The organism is Mucilaginibacter metallidurans, assembly GCF_003286435.2.
Classification (GTDB): domain Bacteria; phylum Bacteroidota; class Bacteroidia; order Sphingobacteriales; family Sphingobacteriaceae; genus Mucilaginibacter; species Mucilaginibacter gossypii.
The window spans coordinates 2935863-2952885 of the sequence record NZ_CP043449.1 but is presented as its reverse complement, the minus strand read 5'-3'; the positions used below and the strand labels follow the sequence as shown (position 1 = coordinate 2952885).

Here is a 17023-nt window from a genome sequence, read left to right as displayed (position 1 = left end):
CAAAAGTTTTGCCTAATTTCAGTATTACCTGTTGGTTCATTGCGCATGAAGTAGTAACTCTTTTTATAAATTTACAGGAATAAGATCTTCACAGCCCACACAAATACACTGATAAATGCGAATACTATAGCCGCTTTGCGTGTTTTTTTTTGAAGCGGACTTAAATCTTCAAATGGATCCTTTTTGGGTTTAGGAGGGTCAATTCTCATTTTAAGTAACATTAACTATATGAACCGGTGTTTTGTGCGTCGTTCAATTAAGAGTGTTTTTCTTTTTTCTGATTGTATTCGGTTTTATTAAGTACCCAGCCGGCAAACTTGTTTTCAAGCTCTTTCAAATAGGTTATGTGCTGTTTCTGAATATTGTTTATTTTCCTGTTGGCTTCAAATACAGCTATTGTTTTATTTGCAAATAATAACCATTCTTTGGATTTATTAAGCGCGGTAAGCGGGGCAGTATCAATGATTACTATATCGTATTTAGTCCGCAGCTCGTCAAATTTGCTCTTAACAAAGGCTTCGCTGCCAATTTCAAGCAGGGTTACGTCACCTCCGCGGTTGCCTAAAACAGTAGTGTTTGAGCTACTGAGTTCGGATTTGCCAAATTGGCTGTTTTTAAAATAATCTTCAAGGTATACTTGCGGCTGAGCGGTATTACTTATCGTGGCGTTATTGAAGTTGCCGTCAATTAACAACACTCTTTTATTGATCATGGAGTAAGAGTATGCCAGGCTTATGGCCAGCAGGGTTTTACCTTCGGCAGGCTCAATGCTTGTTATGGCTAAAATTTTTTCACCTTTTAATTCCTGATCGATCTCAAAGCGTATAGAGCGCAAGAGCTCCTTAAATGTTTTCATTTTTTCACGGTGCTCAACATCCCAAAGTTTGCGCAGATCAAGATTTTCACCGCTGATCTTGTTTAGATAGCCTAATAATGGCAGCTGGGTTTTATTAACCAGTTCGGTAGGGCTTTTAATGGTATCATCGATGTAAAATAATATAAACAGCCAGAAGAGACAGGCAAATAAACTGCCCATGCCGCTTAATATAATAAGCAGCATTTTTTTTGAAGGTTGGGCCACGTCCGGCTGGGCCATCTCAATTTGGACCAGTTTTATTGAAATGCTTGAACGCAGGTTAGTTTCATTGTATTTGTTCAATACATCAAGGTATTCTTTACCTGCAATATCAATATCAAAATAAAGGGTTTTTACTTTCGCATCAAACGGAACCAGGCGGGAGAATTTAGCATTAAGATTTGTGAGCTCGTCATTTATTGATTTAACGCTGTATTTAGCCAGATCGCGGGAAATCTCAAGACCAAGCTTTTGTTTAACCTGATCCTCTTTGCTCACAAGCGGATTGGTAATGTATTTATCAGATGTTAAGTTGATCTGATTTGAGAGCTGTTGCTGTAACGAATCAAGAGATTCTTTATACTTATTATTAAACCCGCTGCGTACATACTGATCTTCCAGTATATGCAATTGGTCCTGAGTGGAAATGATAGCCTGGTTGTATTTGTTGGTTATCGATTCAACATATTTCCTTTCATCGGGTGAGAACTTTTGGACGATAGCATCAATGGCGCCCTGATTGGATATTACATCCTTTTCGGCCTGCAATTTTCTGTCATTGTAAGTCATGATCTGGCTAAAAATCGCTTTGGACTGCTCATCCAGGTTCAATACACCGTTTTGAATTTTATACTGCTGTAATTCGCTGGTTTTTTCACTCAGCGCTTTACGTTTGGTATCTAACAGATTTGATAAAAAATTTACTGCATTTGATTCATTTTGCTTTACGCTTTGGGTATAATAGTCGATAAACTGTTTGCATAATGTATTCACTACAAACGCCGAAAGCTGGGGGTTTTCTGAATTAAAACTTACAGAAATAAAATCACTGCTTTCTTCACGGTAAATTAGCAGGTCTTTTACTATGTTACGCTCATCGTATTTCATTGACCTGAGCAACCCAATAAGTGAGTTCTCGGTTTTATCATAAACAGATAACGGTTGGAGGGTGGCAAATTTCTTTTTAAAAATCGCTAATACGTTATCCTTTTCATAAGGCCGCAATTCAAGTAATTCCTTACTTTGTTTACGAAAGGGATAGGGATCGCTCAGGTCGTGGATCATGAGCGAATAAGAAACCTGGTCAATAAGTTTCTTTAGCTTCATGATCGCCATGAGGTTACTGAATTCGCGATAAACCTGTTGCTCTTGTACGTTCGTCGTAGGATCCTGATCAAGAAGATGGCTGGACGCGTCAACTATGCCGGTGGCTATTTCCGCGTGCGACTGGTAATTATCAGGTAAGTTTTTTACCAGGAAAAAAGAAGTGATTACTGCTACAAGCGGTATTATTATCAGTACAGTTCTGTATTTCTTTAGCAGATTGAAAAAATTGCCTATCTCCATCTTTTACTTAACGTCTTCTAATTTGGTACCCAATAATTCTTCAAGATTGGTCTTGGCTGTAAATGTCGATAATTCAGCTTGTACTTTAAAGGCGTTTTGGCTGTATAAGGTGGTAAGCTGTTCATTATAGATCTGAAAAGTTGTTTCGCCTTTTTGAAACGCGTATTTTAATTGCTTAACAGCACTTTCGGCATCAATTACAGCATTTGCCCGCAGTCTTAGTTCGGCCTGTGCTGCCAGATATGAAAAGTAAAGACGTTTAACCTGGGCCTCAAGGTTTAACATATACTCGGCCTGTTGAAATTCGGCTGCTTTATAAATTTCTTTCGTTTGCCGGATAACTCCCGGTCTCGAAAACAGGTGTCCTAAGTTTAGCGAAAGGCTTATTTGATAACCTTTAAATATGGTTGGCTGCGAAATGTTGATAGACGTTTGCGGACTATAAATGTAAGATGCAGTTAAACCATCGAGCCATGAAAACACGGCTGAGTTATAAACGGCTTTGGCTGCATTTACCTGGCTTTGACGGGATTTTACTTCAGGGTAGTTTTTTTTAGCAGTTGCTATAAGTTTTTCAAGAAAAGGATAGTTAATGTCACTTACAAATGAAGTTTGCTGCGCATGTACGCGGGTGGTAAATAAAAGAGCAATTATAAAAATATAAATGGGCTTCAGTTTCAGGGGCATATAGTTATACTTTTTCTTTTTGGAATAATGCGGGTACTGTACCTGCAATAATTTTTAAATCTAACCAAATAGAATATTTCTGGGCATAAAAATTATCTAATTTTTTCCTTTCACGTTCAGACATGTCTTCCTTTCCGCGTTTGCTGATCTGCCATAGGCCCGTTAAACCGGCAGGGCCAAGAAAACGCATCGACCATTCGTTAGAGGTAAGCATCTCGGCCTCATATAAAGGCAATGGCCTGTTACCCACTACCGACATATCACCCCGCAGTATGTTGAATAATTGCGGTAATTCATCAAGACTTGAATTGCGTAAGAAATTACCCAGCTTGGTAATACGTGGATCATTCTTGATTTTCACAAAAGCAACTTTATTGTCGCCCCCTTCGGCGGCATATTGATTGTTTTCGGCAGATAACTTTGCCAGCAGTTGGTCGGCATCGGTACGCATTGATCTGAATTTATAAAAATCAAATACTTTATAGCCAGTACCTACGCGTTTGCTTTTGTAAAATACAGGTCCTTTTGAATCCAGCTTAATTAAAATAGCAACTATTAGCATAACAGGCGATAATACAAACATCATACCGCCCGAAATTACCAGATCGATAAGGCGCTTACCTGCCGGCATTTTATAAGTCGTATCAACTACTTTTGAAAGCTCAAGCAATTTGGGCTTTATCAGTTTAAAGCGCACCAAAAAGTTAAGCCTTTCGCGCAGGTCACTTATGGCAAACGGTTCGCCATAAAAATCATGAACCTTTAATTTAATGGCTTTTTGCCTTAGCGTTTTATCATTTTGTGATGAAAGAAGTACAATAATTAAACCACTAAGAAGAAAGCTTTGTTTAACTTCTTCAACCATTTTAATCCATTTGCCCTCAGTATCAACTTCAACCAAAATAATATCAGGAACGGATAAAATAGATTGCTCGCCTAAATAATCATTCAACTGGTCAATAGAGTTGTTGTAAGCAATTTTAAAGCCTTCATTTAGTCCAGCCGAAATCATTTCCTTAAACTCGGTGCCGGCATAGGCTATCCTGATATTAGAACCTGAACTTTCGTTCCAATCAGATGTTTGGTGATTCATAAACTTGTAAAACTTGATTAATAGCTGTTTTTAATGCAGTTGGGTTAAACGGCTTGTGAATGTAAGCATCAACCTTAAAGGGCATGTTGCTTACCTGGGCGTCAAGATCATGGGCGGCCGATAGCAATATAACAGGTATTTCACGATAAAAGCCACTAATCTTTACGTTCTTAATAAAAGACTGGCCGTCAAAATAAGGCATTTGGAGGTCGGATATAATCAATTCGGGCATATTGCCGTCTTCGAGCCAGCTAAAAGCTTCGATGCCATTATTTTTAACTACAATATCATATTCTTTTGACAGAATGAAGTTGAGTAGTTTTAGGATACTCAAGTCATCATCAACTATAAGTAGCGTTCTTTTCATACTTAATTAATGGGGGTTATTTATAAAAGAGAAGCAAATGTTTTATTAATCAGTTTGTTGTATGTTATTATTATTTATTGTAAATGCTGATATGTAAAAAAAATAAATTTAATAAATGTTATTAATGAAAAGAAAATGGTTTATTAGCTGTTTTTAACTAACAGCTAAGTATAAAATAAATAGCCTTACAATTAACGCGTTTTGTTTTTCACTGCAATTGCATGCAAAAAACATTCCTCAAATAAAAAAACAGCCGAAATTAAAGGCTTAGTAGGCTTTTATACGGTTAATATATAAAATGGTTGTGAAAAATTGCGATATTAACGGAAAGTTAATAACCGTCGAGGAATTTATTCCCACGACGGGTAGCTGTAATTCCCCAAAATGGGATTTAATTTTATACCGGGTATAGGTATTTATAGCGCTACTTTTCTATCACGGATAAAAAATTTCCGGCAGGGTCTTTAAACCAGGCTATTTTTGGACCCCCATCAAGAAAAAGGCCTTTTTCGTTTGTCTTAAAATTCTCCTGGTTATAAATCTCAAACTTAACGCCGCGCGCGCTGAGTTCATCAACTGTTTTTTCCACATCATCAACCGGGAAATTTAAAATGGTGAAGGTAGCCGGGGTATGGTTGGGTTTAGTATATATTAATATGGGGGTGCTCCCTGTAATATTAAGGTTAAGTAAGCCTTGCATTTCGGGTACATCACTTACATCTAACCCGAGTACATCAGCATAAAACGCCCTCGCTTTAGCTGTATCATCTACCGAAAATCCGCTGAATGCTTTGCTGTATTTTAACATGATAGTTGACTTTATGTTATTGATACTACCTTGCTTTTTAATAATTTGTTTTGTAAAAGTGAGTTTAGCCTTCCAAAACTTCGGCCCGGAAACCTAACTCATTTAAAAAATTGATGAGCGAGTGAGCGCATAATGTGCCGCTATCGCACTGCACCCGCAAAATCCGGTCACAATCATCAAGATCGAAATTGGCTTTATGGTTGCCAAACGTGCTATGGATGGCATTCAAAAGCATATTAGCCTGGCGGCGTTTATTTACATTGGTTTTAAAAACTTCTACTATCATAAGCCTGTTTTGGTGTGTACCTAAAACCTTTGGTTGAACAATAGAAATGTTTGATTTTTTAGGGACGGTGATTGGTTCATCCGACCCTAAAAAATCAATAAATTATTATTTGGTGGCGTTAGGATTGTGTGTGATCATCCAGTTTATGCCAAACCTGTCGGTAAGCCAGCCAAAATAATCGCCCCAAAACTCGTCATGCATAGGCGAAACAGCATTACCGCCTTCGGCTAAACCGCTATACAGTTTGTCTGCCTCCTCTCTTGATTCGGCACTTATGGTGAGCGAGAAGTTATTACCCATAGTTACGAATGGCATACCTCCTTCACCAATTGCATCCGTACCCATCAGCATGCTGCCATTAGCAAGGGGTAGTGCAATATGCATAAGCTTATCCTGGTGTTTTTCGGGCGTATTGGCAGCCGCAGGCGAGTCTTTAAAACGCATAACCATTGCAAACTCACCGCCAAATACTGACTTGTAGTGATTAAAAGCTTCTTCGGTATTACCGTTAAAGTTTAAATAAGGATTAATAGCTAACATGATGTGATTGTTTTTATAGATTTATAATTGAGTGATTTTGTGAAAGTAAAATTAAGTCTTGTACCCTAATATAGGAGGGGGGTATCAAGACATGTTAAGGGGTTAATTGCGACATTGTTTCATCACAAAAACACACAAATAGATCAATAAAGAAGGTATTGCCGGTTTTAGCTATTATCCGCCGGCAGCCTGTTCGAAACAAATTTATACAGGTATGGTGCCTTATGCGCGCCGCCAGTCCATTTTTTTGCCACGCGCTCCAAAATACCCAGCCCCAGCATTTTACGCTGAAAAGCAGCGCGGATCAGCTTTTTGTTAAGAATGGTTTCGTAGAGCGATTGCAGGTCGCCCATGGTAAATTCCTCGGTCATGAGGTTAAAACCTATCAGCTTTTGGTCAAGCTCATTCTGCAGGGTTTCCAGCGCTTTATTAATAATTTGCTGATGGTCCTGCATCAGCGCAGGCAGTTCATTCAGGCTGTACCAGTCGCAGCTATCAGATATTTCATCGGGTGTTGGGATAGCCCTGGTAAAATCAACCAGCGCATAGTATCCCACTGAAATAAAACGCTTTAATAACCAATGATCGGCGGGCGGGTTATAGCCACGGGCCTGCATAATGGCCTTAAGCGGTCCGGGATCATACCGGCTGTAATTGCCAAAAACATAAAACTGTTCCAGGTAGATGTTGGTTAAGGCTGTTCGGCTTTGAAGTACCCGCCGCGCCGCTTCGTTCACATCCTCATTATCATGAATAAAGCCGCCGGGAAGCGCATATAGCCCGGTATTTTTATAAGCCAGCAGCAATACCTTTAATTGGTTGTCGTGAAAACCAAAAATAACCGTATCTATAGCAAGACCTGGTAGAAAACCCTCGCCCGCGATGTTATTTTCCAGTTGGTGAAACTCTTTATTCATGTATCGCAATAAAATAAAGGCACAAGTAAATAAAAAAATTGACAGCTATCGAAAAAAAAATTATTATTGTAACAAATTGATACAATAAGATCGAATTCAAAGAATTTCCATCAATTAAACCTGACTAACCAAATACCAGTAATGAAGAAACCAATTTTAGTAATGTTGTTGCTTGCACAAGTTGCCTCGGTAAAGGTAATGGCGCAGCTATCAGCAAACAAAACCGCCGTTGAGAACGGTGCGCTTGAGGGTACTCGCGAAGCGTCAAACGTATTAAGTTTTAAAGGTATTCCGTTTGCACAGCCGCCCGTGGGCGATTTGCGCTGGAAGGAGCCTCAGCCCGCCAAAAACTGGGAGGGTACATTAAAGGCCGATCATTTTGGCCATAACCCCATGCAGAAGCCCATTTTTGGTGATATGGGCTTTCGTTCATCAGGTATGAACGAAGATTGTTTATACCTAAACGTATGGACGCCGGCAAAATCAGCCAAAGAGAAGTTGCCTGTATTGGTTTATTTTTACGGCGGGGGCTTAATGGCCGGTGATGGTTCTGAGTCGCGCTATGATGGCGAAAGCATGGCTAAAAAAGGCATCGTAGCGCTAACAGTAAATTACAGGCTTGGTGTATTTGGTTTTTTTTCGCATCCCGAATTAACTAAAGAATCACCTAACCATTCGTCGGGTAACTATGGGTACCTTGATCAGCACCTGGCCTTGCTGTGGGTACAAAAAAATATAGCTGCCTTTGGCGGCGATCCCAAACGTGTTACCATTGCGGGTGAATCGGCAGGGTCTATCTCCGTATCGGTACAAATGGCATCACCTTTATCAAAAGACCTGATCGCGGGTGCTATCGGCGAGAGTGGCGCGGGTATCAAACCAACACTTTTCCCTATACCATTGGCTGACGCTGAACAAAACGGCCTTAAGTTTGCTGCTAACGAGAAAGCCAATACCCTGGCCGATCTCCGGGCTATACCCGCCGAACAATTGTTGAACGATGCTTTTAAACCTGGCACGCCGCCAATGTCGGCCACTATTGATAATTACTTGCTGCCAAAATCGTTGCCTGAGATCTTTATGGCGGGCCAACAGGCTAAAGTTCCTTTGTTAGTGGGCTGGAACTCGGCCGAAGTACCATTCCAGTTCATGATGCGCGGCGATGCGCCAACGCTTGAAAATTATACCAAAACGCTGAAACAATTATATGGTGACAGGGCAGAGGAAGCATTGAAACTATACCCGGCTGCTAATGACGGGGAAGTGATCAAAGTTGCAACTGACTTATCAAGCGACCGGTTTATCGTATACAGCACCTGGAAATGGGCCGACTTACAGGTACAAACCGGAGGGAAGCCGGTTTATCGTTACCTGTTTTCACGGGTTCGCCCGGCCATGGTGGCTTCTATGGGGAATGCCACCCCGGGGCTTGCCGGCGGTGTGGTTAAGGGCGATGCGGCAAAACCGGCTCCGAAAATGCCGCCACCTGTGGGTGCTGCCCATGCTTCAGAAATTGAATATGCCATGGGGAACCTGGCCGGGAACAAAACCTATGCCTGGACACCCGATGATTTCAAAGTTTCCGAAACCATGGAAAACTACTTTGCCAACTTTATAAAAACTGCCAACCCTAACGGCGCAGGCTTGCCAAAATGGTCGGCAATTAAGGATAACAATCATGTTAAATTTATGAATATTGACGTTAAAAGCGAGGAGATGCCGGAGGTTAACCGGGCGCGCTACCTGTTTTTGGATAAAGATTACATGAAATAAGAAATAAGATTTTTTCAGACAAATGGGCTGGCTCCTGCGAATTTGCGCAGGGGCTTTTTTGTAGATCAATATCATTACATTTATATAATAATATTTAGCCCGGTAAAAAGCGTGTTATCCAAATGGTTGTTAACAGCTATGGTAATGCTTTGCTTTTTTACTTTTTCGGGGCTTACTATCCAAACCACAAATAAGGCAGCTCTTCCCGATACAACTTTGGTTGCCGGTTTTGTAAACAGGGTCTCAAAATCATTATCATATAAAGCTGCTGTTAAAACGGCTAAGCGGAATAATTGTTCAACTTTAATTTCCGGGGATATCACAGTCTGCCCGCGTTAAGCTTTTTGCATAGCCTGGAAGCCGATATCAGCATTAAACAAACTTCTAAATTGTTTATACCCGGCAAGCTCGTTAAACGCGCTCTTTTTAACCAAGCCTTCAAGCCGGATTTAGGCGATGCCGATAGTCCCTTATAGGATAATCCTTCCTTACTGATTATCCGATGTGGTAATCATTTCCATTTTAATTATTTAGGTACAAACCCCAAAGAGGGTAATGCCTGTAAATTATTTTCTGAAATCGAAATGAAAAAACTTAAAAAGTTTACGAGGCTTTGCGGGCTTTTATTGTTTATGATGTTGGCCACTGCCGGGATAGGTTCATTGGGCGTAGCGCCCACTTTAACCAAAGACAGAAAGCTGCTTGTTGATACGCACTCCAAAACAGAATTGGTAGAAAAAGCCGAAACCGACCAATGCATAGCAGATAACTTATTTTAACATGAAGTTGATAGCGGCATGGATAACTTGTTAATAGTTATCTTTGCCCTATGAACTATTTTGAATTTTACGGTATCCCTGAATCTTTTAAGGTTGACCAGGCGCTACTTAAGAAAAAGTTTTACGAGCTGAGCAAGCTTTACCATCCCGATTTCTATGCCAATGAGGATGAAACCAGGCAGCAGGAGATCCTGGAGTTATCTACCCTAAATAACAAGGCTTACCACGCGCTTGGCGACCCGGCAAAACGTTTAGAATACATTTTAAAACTGCACGACCTGGTATCTGAAGGGGCAAAACCGCAATTGCCTGCAGATTTTTTAATGGAAATGATGGATATCAATGAGCGGCTTATGGAAGTTGATGATGCAACGCACCTGGCTGCCATAACCGCAGAAACACTTGCTATTGAAGGGGATATGAATGAAGAACTGGAGAAGCTGACCAAAGATTATGAACAGTTGGACGATACTGCGAAGGAAAGCCGCCGGATAGAAATTGCAAATATTTACTATAAACAAAAATATCTGTTGCGAATTAAGGAGAGTTTATCTACATTTGCAGCCCGCTTGTAAGGAAAGATACTTACAACATGCCCAGCTGGCGGAATTGGTAGACGCGCTGGTCTCAAACACCTGTGGGAAACCGTGCCGGTTCGACTCCGGCGCTGGGTACTAACCGGTTTTAGGTTAGAAAACTGAAAGGGTTGCTCGTAAAAAAGCAGCCCTTTTTCGTTGACCTTCAGTATGTTATCGTAGAACGTCGGATCAATGTAAGCGGTTCTAAATGTACCGCCACCCCATAACAGATTATCTTTGAACACCCCCCTGACCAATGTATGTTTTTGTGTAATGTTCCCTTTATCATAAATATCATAGATATTGGATAAGTGCGGCAATACACGCGCAATCAAATCGTCACCAGTATCAATCTTGGGCTTCTTAGTATCAAGTGCCAGTTCTAACATCGATTTTTCTTCCTTAAATTTCTTGAACCAGGTCTGATAGGTAGAAGTTTCGATCTCATTATTTATTAACCGTTCCTCCAATTTATATATCTTCTCGTTGACCACTTTTAAGGCTTCAATCTTTTCTTTTGTCTTTCACGGTTAACCTTTATAGGTTCAATCAACATTGTCTTGGCAATTTCTATAATAAACCTGATCTGATGAGGTTTGAAGCTCAATGCCTTTAACAAAGCGCCGAAATGCTCATGTAACATTTCTCCTTTCAGGTTATAGCTCGTATGCTCCGTACAACGATAATATAAATAATACTGTTTACGCCCTTTTGTCCATCCAGCGGTCATTTTTTTGCCGCACCAGCACCTTAATACTCCCCGCAAAGGGAAATTATCATCCGGTTGCAGCCTTGTTTTCCGCTTACCGGATTCGAGCATATTTTGTACCAGCCAAAATTCTGCTTCGGCTACAATCGGCTGGTGTAAACCCTTCACATATTTTTCAGGCAGTTCCCGAAAAGCCGGAACTTTATTTAATCCGGCATAAACGCAGCTCTGCAAATATCCTGTATTGCCGACTTGCCCGTATAAGTAAAGTCTAACGCCTTTGCATTTTTATAGATGATGTATTGCGGAATACCTAAAATGTAGTCTCTAAATATCCTTTCGACGATCAGTGAGGGATTTAGAACACCCTAAATTTGCCATTAGTAGCCGAATAATACCTTTTTGCAGTAAAAACGTATTAATACGCGCTAAACTCAGTATAAATACGCTTGCGATTCGGATTATGCAGTGCCATATTTGAATAGGTTGCGATAAAATTATTTATGGATTTAACTATAGTTATATATGCTATGTTTATAAATTATTTAGACAAACCGTCTGTTACTATTTATCAGTCAGTGCTTTAACATTACCCGCTATGATTAATCTCTTTATTTCATATTCGCACGAGGATGAAAGGCATCTCAATCAGCTAAGGACTTTTCTTTCAGACAGGAATTGCCCCAACATCAGAATATGGGACGATGGAAAAATAGAACCTGGAGCAGAATGGGATGCCGAGATAAAAAACAGGCTTGATGAAGCACATATCGTGCTGCTTTTAATCACTCAAACTTTCTTAAACTCCAGGTATATTAATAACGTTGAGCTAAATACCGCATTAGAAAACCTGGATAAGAAAAAAACAAGGGTGGTGCCGATTTTTGTAAAAGATTGTTTTCTTGAGCCCTATCCTCAGATAACCAGGCTCCAGGGGCTGCCAGACAATAAACGTTTTCTATCTACATTGGGCGATGCTGCAGACAGGGAATACGTTCAGATCGTAAAAAAAATAAATGAAATTGCGGGCGAAATGCTTACAGATCTGCAGATTCGTAAGTCAATCGATCAGCAGGATGAACAAAGCCGGGCGGCAAAAGATATTGAGATGCTGAGCGATAACCGTAAGGTGTTTCTGTCCATTCCTGATTCTTTAAGCGGACGGGAAAAGCGGAAAGAGTTTCTTTATGTAGTTATGGGGCGCAAACAATATGAAAACTGGCCTTACGAAATTGTTCCCGGTATTAAAGATTGGGAAGCGATTGAAAAGTTACCAGAAACCGAAAGAAGCGACCGCATGCTTAAGCTGATAAAGGAATGTGCCTTTGCTATTCACATCATGATGACCGCCGATGAATTGGATGAAGGGTTTGATTTATTGCAATATAACCTTGCTATAACACACGAAAAGCAGGCCGCTTTTTTTAGCAATATCCTTTGGTTGCCCAACCCGCTTGTTAGCCAGGAACTGGATGAAAAGCTATTGATGCACCCCACCGTACTTGGAAATAATTTTGAAACGATTTTTCGGATAATTGAAGATAAGAATGCCGAGAAGGAGGCCAGGATAAAAGCGATGCGACATGATTTTGCTCCGCACAAAAAGGTATACATGTTTTATGATTTTGAAAAAGACCATAACAGCATGCTGCGTATTAAACTTAAAAACATGATGGAAACCGACAAACGGATCCTCATTAATTTCAGCATACCAGGCATTCCATTTGAAAAAGATCGCGCGGAAGCACAAGAAAGCGAGGGGATTTGTTTGTATTACGGGCAGTCGAACCCGGAGTGGTTTGTTATAAGGCAGTCAATGCTTATAGACGCCAAAGGCAATCAACAGAAAATTCTGTGCATAGATGATCCTGATATTGATTTAAAATATGACCGGGATGTAAGCAAGAATGCTTTTAATCATATTATAAAAGGCAAAGACAGAATAGATTTTGAACTTGAAGGTTTTATCAACGGACTTTTTGCACCGAAGTAATGAACAACCCAAATCAATCACCAAAGGTATCAGCAGTAGATAACGGTGCGGGATTGTCTGGCATGTGTTATCAATTGGATGAATTTTACCTGGACTTGCAGGAAGATGGTAATCATATCCGATTACTGACCCCTGCCGAAATAAAGAAAAATCCTTTTCCCGGCCTGCGGCCTTACCGCACATCTGAATTTCAGCTTTTCAAAGGCAGGGGCGGGCAGGCCGAGGAACTGATCAGGCGGCTTCAAAACAATAAATTCCTTGCGGTTATTGGTAGTTCGGGTACGGGTAAATCATCTTTGGTGCGGGCCGGCCTCATTCCGCAACTCTTCGGTGGTTATCTGCATGGTACAAGCAACAGATGGGACGTAGCTATTTGCCGGCCCGGAGCTGATCCTATAGAAAACCTTGCTATCGCGTTGGCCAGTATACGAAGCAGTTCAAGGAGCAAAGAAGTGATCGAGCACGATTTCAGGGAGATCTACCCACAATTACTCAGGTCCATTTATGGATTGTTGGATGTTGCCAGATTGCTTAATGAGGGCAAAAAAGAAGGAAAAAAACGAAACCTGCTTGTAATTATTGATCAATTTGAAGAATTATTTCGTTTTACAGCAAAAAGCGGGCTGATGGACGGGCATCAGACCCAGTTTGTAAACCTGTTGCTGAAAGCTGCCACAACTAAAGATGATCCTGTTTACGTAATTACCACCATGCGGTCGGAATTTCTTGGCGATTGTGTCCGTTTTCAGGGCTTACCTGAGGCTATTAACCGGAGCCAGTATCTTGTGCCGCAACTTGACCGGCCACAATTGAAGGAAGTAATAGAAGGTCCGCTTTTGCTGGCGGAAAAGAGCATAGCATCCGGGCTTATCGAACTACTGATCAACAAGATTGAAGAAAATAAACTAAAAGATAACCTTGATCAACTGCCAATTTTGCAGCACGCGCTAATGCGAACGTATCGGCAATCATCTGATAGATCAATTAACGGAGAGATTGTATATGACGATTACAAGGCTGTTGGAGGAATGGAGGAATCTTTATCGCGCCATGCAAGCGATAAATTCTGGGAGTTAGGTGATAAAGACAACCAAGCAAAGCTTTCAAAAAAGCAGCAGATTGCTAAACTGATTTTTCAGGCCATTACTGACCAAAGTAAGGGCGGACAAAAAGGGGGCCGTCGGCCGCTTCCACTTGGTAAAATATATGACTTATGCAAACCGCTCCCTGCAAATGAGGAAGAAATAAATGCCGTAATTGCGTATTTCAGGGCAACAGATACTTCTTTTCTGATGCCGCCCCCCTCTACGCCATTAAACCCGGAGTTGGTTATCGACATCTCACACGAAAGCCTGATGCGAAACTGGGTTGAACTCCGTACCTGGATCAATGAAGAAACCGCGAACGGAAAACTTTATACCAGGCTTAATGAAAGAAGAGAACTTTATGAACACGATCCTTCGGATGTTATAAAGGGGGTATTGCTACGTGAACTGAAAGAGCTGGGGGAGAAGATAAAAATTACGGCAGCATGGGCTTCTCGTTACCATCAAACCCCGCAAGAAGGGGGGGCTGAGCCTGATCATGAGTTTCTCAAAGAAAAGAACCTTGCGTTCCTGGATTATAGCATAAGAAAGGAGGATCAGGAAACAGAGGAGCAAAAATTAGAGATTGAGGCAGAAGTCAGGAGGCAGGAACGGGAAAGGAACAGGAAGATCTTAATGTTTATACTTTCTTTCGGTTTAGTACTGACATTGATAATCGCAGCATGGGCTATTCAGCAAAAGGCAGAGGCAAACCGACAAAAGGCAGAGGCGAACAAAAACCTTGTAGAAGCGCAAAAAAGTGCCCGAATAGCTCAAAACGCAAAGATCAGGGCAGACAAATATCTGGAACAGACCACACTTGTTAACAACGAGCTCATAAAAAGCCAAGCCGGCCTTCAATTGCAACTAAAACATAATGATTCACTTACTAATTCGCTTCGCAAAGTTTCAAAAGAAGTGGCGAGTCAGAAAAAAGCGATTGAACTACAACTAACCATCAACGCGCTTCAAAAGGAACATTTTTATAAGGTAAGTGGACTAAGTGACAAGCTCAAGGGCGATATGTTGGGTAATGTGTTAAAAGGAAAGCTGGAACGTTCTGGAACGGTAGATGTAGAAAAATATATTGACAATAATAAACTTCAACTTCTGAATAGGGCTGCGATAGCATTTGATACGATACCAGCCAATGCTATTTTGGGACTGAGAATGGCAGACACCTTGTGGAGCATGCATTCAGAAAACATTTACCTGAGTCAAATTATCAGGACTATTTTCGAAACCAATCTTTTTCCCGATAATATCCTAAACGTGGGAGATGACGAAAATCTTAAAATTTCGCCCGCCGGAACCGATGGTTTTTATGCTATCGGCAGCGACTCCCTGTTCTCCCTTCGTTATGATCCGGTTGGCAAAATGATTGAGCTACGTCAGGCTTACCAGATCAAAGGGGGATCCCTTGGATGGAAAGCATACATTTCGATAAACAACAACGGGTTGCTTGCACTTGACCGGGGCAATTTAATTTATTGGGATAAAGGTCGTGAATCTTTATTAGATACTATTCCATCACCTGCATATGCAGTTTTTACTCCAGGCGGAAAACAGCTTATTACTTCCCTGCGGGATTCGGTTACGCTCTGGAATCTGGATCAATTAAAAACGAGCCCCGGGTTTGGCAGGATGAAGGGGAAATTCCTTACAGCTAAACAGAATATCAAAGGTTTAACAGTGTCGCCCGATGGCTTAAAGTTGTTGATTCAAACCTCAGAGTATGACGAGGCCTGGGATATTAATAATATGGTAAAGCTTACTTTAAGAAATAATTATTACCTCAAAGGGACAAACTATGTAAGTTTTACTCCGAACAGCGATAATTTATTGGTAGTATGGGGAAATAGCATATACCTGACAAAGTTTGATGGGAGAGTTTTAAATATCGTTTCCTGGCCTTTGCCTGGCAATGGTTTAGACCAGGGCTATAACAGCTCAAAAATTGATAAGATTATGCTTTCTGCCGATTGGAAAAAAGCTATAGTATTATCAAGAAGAGGCACTTTTTTGATTGAGTCGGCTGGCGATTCCTTATTACATAATATGTCTGCAAACCAGATGACGCGTAGTTATGCAAGGAAAAAAATCTATCCGGATATAAAAGTGAAGAGGTTCAGCAATGGGACTACACCAATTAAAGAAGCGAAATTTATTGATGATATAACTGCAGTGATGACCGACAACGACGGGCTTGTGAGTATTTGGAATACACGTAATAATTCGAGGGCTGATATAAACGAAAGTTTTGGCCGATTAAAGGGCTTTCTTAAACAATCAGAGGAAGAAAAGCTTGAAAGTGGCCTGCTTTCTTATGATTACATCATGCATTCTAACAATGTTAGATTGGTCAGAAAGTCGGTTTTTTATTTTTTTCCGCATACACCGGATTCGTACAATGAGATGCCGATGGATACACTTATCAAGGTTAAAGCTTTGTTAACGCATTCGTTACAAATAAACCACACCAGCCAACGGCGATATGAGCTCTGGCAACTCGCCATGGTCAATAATCAAATGATTGCCGAGATGCCAGAAGTTGATCTTTCTGTTTACAGCGAAAAAGCTAAACTTTCAGCGGAGAATATAAAACTTTATAACGAATACCTGGCTCTCACTCCCAATGATGCAGAAGCGCAACGATCATTGTCTGTTTCATATGGTTCGCTTTCTTTCTACAAAATTTTTGAACGGGATTACACTGCTGCAATTGCTGCAGCAAAAAAGGGATTGGAGCTCGGTCCCGGTGAAACTTGGATCTACACTAACCTGGCGCTTGGCAATCTGCTACAGGGAAATTATACAGAGGCAGAACGATTGTACCGGAATTATAAGGATGTTTTGTACCGGAGTCAGACAATTAAGGTGAGTTTCCTGGATGATTTTGAGAAAATGCAACAAACGAAAGTTATTACCGGAAAAGAACCCGCCGTATTGAAGATTAAAGAAATTTTAAACGCCAACCCATAGGTAC

Annotated in this window: 14 protein-coding genes and 1 tRNA gene; 6 read left to right on the top strand and 9 right to left on the bottom strand. The window is 40.8% G+C overall.

Annotated features, from left to right (window positions below; all coding sequences use genetic code 11):
- Positions 1 to 256: 256 nt before the first annotated feature.
- The 8 genes from DIU38_RS12590 to DIU38_RS12555 form a co-directional block, all read right to left on the bottom strand.
- A complete protein-coding gene (locus DIU38_RS12590) occupies positions 257 to 2422 on the bottom strand; it encodes an exopolysaccharide transport family protein (protein ID WP_112655029.1) in 2166 nt (721 codons plus the stop codon).
- Positions 2423 to 2425: 3 nt separating this feature from the next.
- A complete protein-coding gene (locus tag DIU38_RS12585) occupies positions 2426 to 3109 on the bottom strand; it encodes a TolC family protein (RefSeq protein ID WP_146750315.1) in 684 nt (227 codons plus the stop codon).
- Between the two features lie 4 nt (positions 3110 to 3113).
- Positions 3114 to 4202, bottom strand: coding sequence for a sugar transferase (locus tag DIU38_RS12580; protein WP_112655027.1), 1089 nt, complete (start codon positions 4200 to 4202; stop codon positions 3114 to 3116).
- Positions 4183 to 4569, bottom strand: a complete 387-nt coding sequence (locus DIU38_RS12575; RefSeq protein ID WP_090525064.1) for a response regulator — start codon at positions 4567 to 4569, stop codon at positions 4183 to 4185. The genes DIU38_RS12580 and DIU38_RS12575 overlap by 20 nt, the downstream gene beginning before the upstream one ends.
- Positions 4570 to 4993: 424 nt before the next feature.
- On the bottom strand, positions 4994 to 5377 hold the full coding sequence (locus tag DIU38_RS12570; protein WP_112655026.1) for a VOC family protein: 384 nt from the start codon (positions 5375 to 5377) through the stop codon (positions 4994 to 4996).
- A 64-nt stretch (positions 5378 to 5441) separates the two neighbouring features.
- Positions 5442 to 5663 (bottom strand): hypothetical protein, encoded by a 222-nt coding sequence (locus tag DIU38_RS12565; RefSeq protein WP_223266127.1) that lies wholly within the window; start codon positions 5661 to 5663, stop codon positions 5442 to 5444.
- Positions 5664 to 5768: 105 nt separating this feature from the next.
- A complete protein-coding gene (locus DIU38_RS12560) occupies positions 5769 to 6203 on the bottom strand; it encodes a VOC family protein (RefSeq protein ID WP_091167712.1) in 435 nt (144 codons plus the stop codon).
- Positions 6204 to 6370: 167 nt separating this feature from the next.
- Positions 6371 to 7120, bottom strand: a complete 750-nt coding sequence (locus DIU38_RS12555) for an NUDIX hydrolase (protein WP_112655025.1) — start codon at positions 7118 to 7120, stop codon at positions 6371 to 6373.
- 141 nt (positions 7121 to 7261) lie between these two features.
- Here DIU38_RS12555 and DIU38_RS12550 point away from each other — a divergent pair, with 141 nt between their 5' ends.
- Positions 7262 to 8893 (top strand): carboxylesterase/lipase family protein, encoded by a 1632-nt coding sequence (locus DIU38_RS12550; RefSeq protein WP_112655024.1) that lies wholly within the window; start codon positions 7262 to 7264, stop codon positions 8891 to 8893.
- Positions 8894 to 8973: 80 nt separating this feature from the next.
- On the opposite strand, the gene DIU38_RS12545 is transcribed toward DIU38_RS12550, so the two are convergent.
- Positions 8974 to 9216: a hypothetical protein gene (locus DIU38_RS12545; protein WP_112655023.1), complete on the bottom strand. Its 243-nt coding sequence runs from the start codon at positions 9214 to 9216 to the stop codon at positions 8974 to 8976.
- Between the two features lie 261 nt (positions 9217 to 9477).
- On the opposite strand from DIU38_RS12545, the gene DIU38_RS12540 reads away from it, so the two are divergent.
- The 5 genes from DIU38_RS12540 (at position 9478) to DIU38_RS12515 (ending at position 17019) form a co-directional block, all read left to right on the top strand.
- Complete coding sequence (locus DIU38_RS12540) at positions 9478 to 9672, top strand: hypothetical protein (protein ID WP_112655022.1); 195 nt, start codon at positions 9478 to 9480, stop codon at positions 9670 to 9672.
- Positions 9673 to 9722: 50 nt separating this feature from the next.
- Positions 9723 to 10247 carry a Fe-S protein assembly co-chaperone HscB gene (hscB, locus tag DIU38_RS12535; protein ID WP_091167701.1) on the top strand — a complete coding sequence of 175 codons (525 nt, stop codon included), beginning with the start codon at positions 9723 to 9725 and terminating at the stop codon, positions 10245 to 10247.
- Between the two features lie 19 nt (positions 10248 to 10266).
- A tRNA-Leu gene (locus DIU38_RS12530) sits at positions 10267 to 10346 on the top strand.
- Between the two features lie 1211 nt (positions 10347 to 11557).
- A complete protein-coding gene (locus DIU38_RS12520; RefSeq protein WP_112655020.1) occupies positions 11558 to 12952 on the top strand; it encodes a toll/interleukin-1 receptor domain-containing protein in 1395 nt (464 codons plus the stop codon).
- Positions 12952 to 17019, top strand: a complete 4068-nt coding sequence (locus DIU38_RS12515) for an nSTAND1 domain-containing NTPase (RefSeq protein ID WP_112655019.1) — start codon at positions 12952 to 12954, stop codon at positions 17017 to 17019. The genes DIU38_RS12520 and DIU38_RS12515 overlap by 1 nt, the downstream gene beginning before the upstream one ends.
- The last annotated feature ends 4 nt before the right edge of the window (positions 17020 to 17023 follow it).

Coding starts and splice junctions, on each gene's coding strand:
- DIU38_RS12590 (WP_112655029.1), bottom strand. CDS start 2,422: ATGGAGATAGGCAATTTTTTCAATCTGCTAAAGAAATACAGAACTGTA.
- DIU38_RS12585 (WP_146750315.1), bottom strand. CDS start 3,109: ATGCCCCTGAAACTGAAGCCCATTTATATTTTTATAATTGCTCTTTTA.
- DIU38_RS12580 (WP_112655027.1), bottom strand. CDS start 4,202: ATGAATCACCAAACATCTGATTGGAACGAAAGTTCAGGTTCTAATATC.
- DIU38_RS12575 (WP_090525064.1), bottom strand. CDS start 4,569: ATGAAAAGAACGCTACTTATAGTTGATGATGACTTGAGTATCCTAAAA.
- DIU38_RS12570 (WP_112655026.1), bottom strand. CDS start 5,377: ATGTTAAAATACAGCAAAGCATTCAGCGGATTTTCGGTAGATGATACA.
- DIU38_RS12565 (WP_223266127.1), bottom strand. CDS start 5,663: ATGATAGTAGAAGTTTTTAAAACCAATGTAAATAAACGCCGCCAGGCT.
- DIU38_RS12560 (WP_091167712.1), bottom strand. CDS start 6,203: ATGTTAGCTATTAATCCTTATTTAAACTTTAACGGTAATACCGAAGAA.
- DIU38_RS12555 (WP_112655025.1), bottom strand. CDS start 7,120: ATGAATAAAGAGTTTCACCAACTGGAAAATAACATCGCGGGCGAGGGT.
- DIU38_RS12550 (WP_112655024.1), top strand. CDS start 7,262: ATGAAGAAACCAATTTTAGTAATGTTGTTGCTTGCACAAGTTGCCTCG.
- DIU38_RS12540 (WP_112655022.1), top strand. CDS start 9,478: ATGAAAAAACTTAAAAAGTTTACGAGGCTTTGCGGGCTTTTATTGTTT.
- hscB (WP_091167701.1), top strand. CDS start 9,723: ATGAACTATTTTGAATTTTACGGTATCCCTGAATCTTTTAAGGTTGAC.
- DIU38_RS12520 (WP_112655020.1), top strand. CDS start 11,558: ATGATTAATCTCTTTATTTCATATTCGCACGAGGATGAAAGGCATCTC.
- DIU38_RS12515 (WP_112655019.1), top strand. CDS start 12,952: ATGAACAACCCAAATCAATCACCAAAGGTATCAGCAGTAGATAACGGT.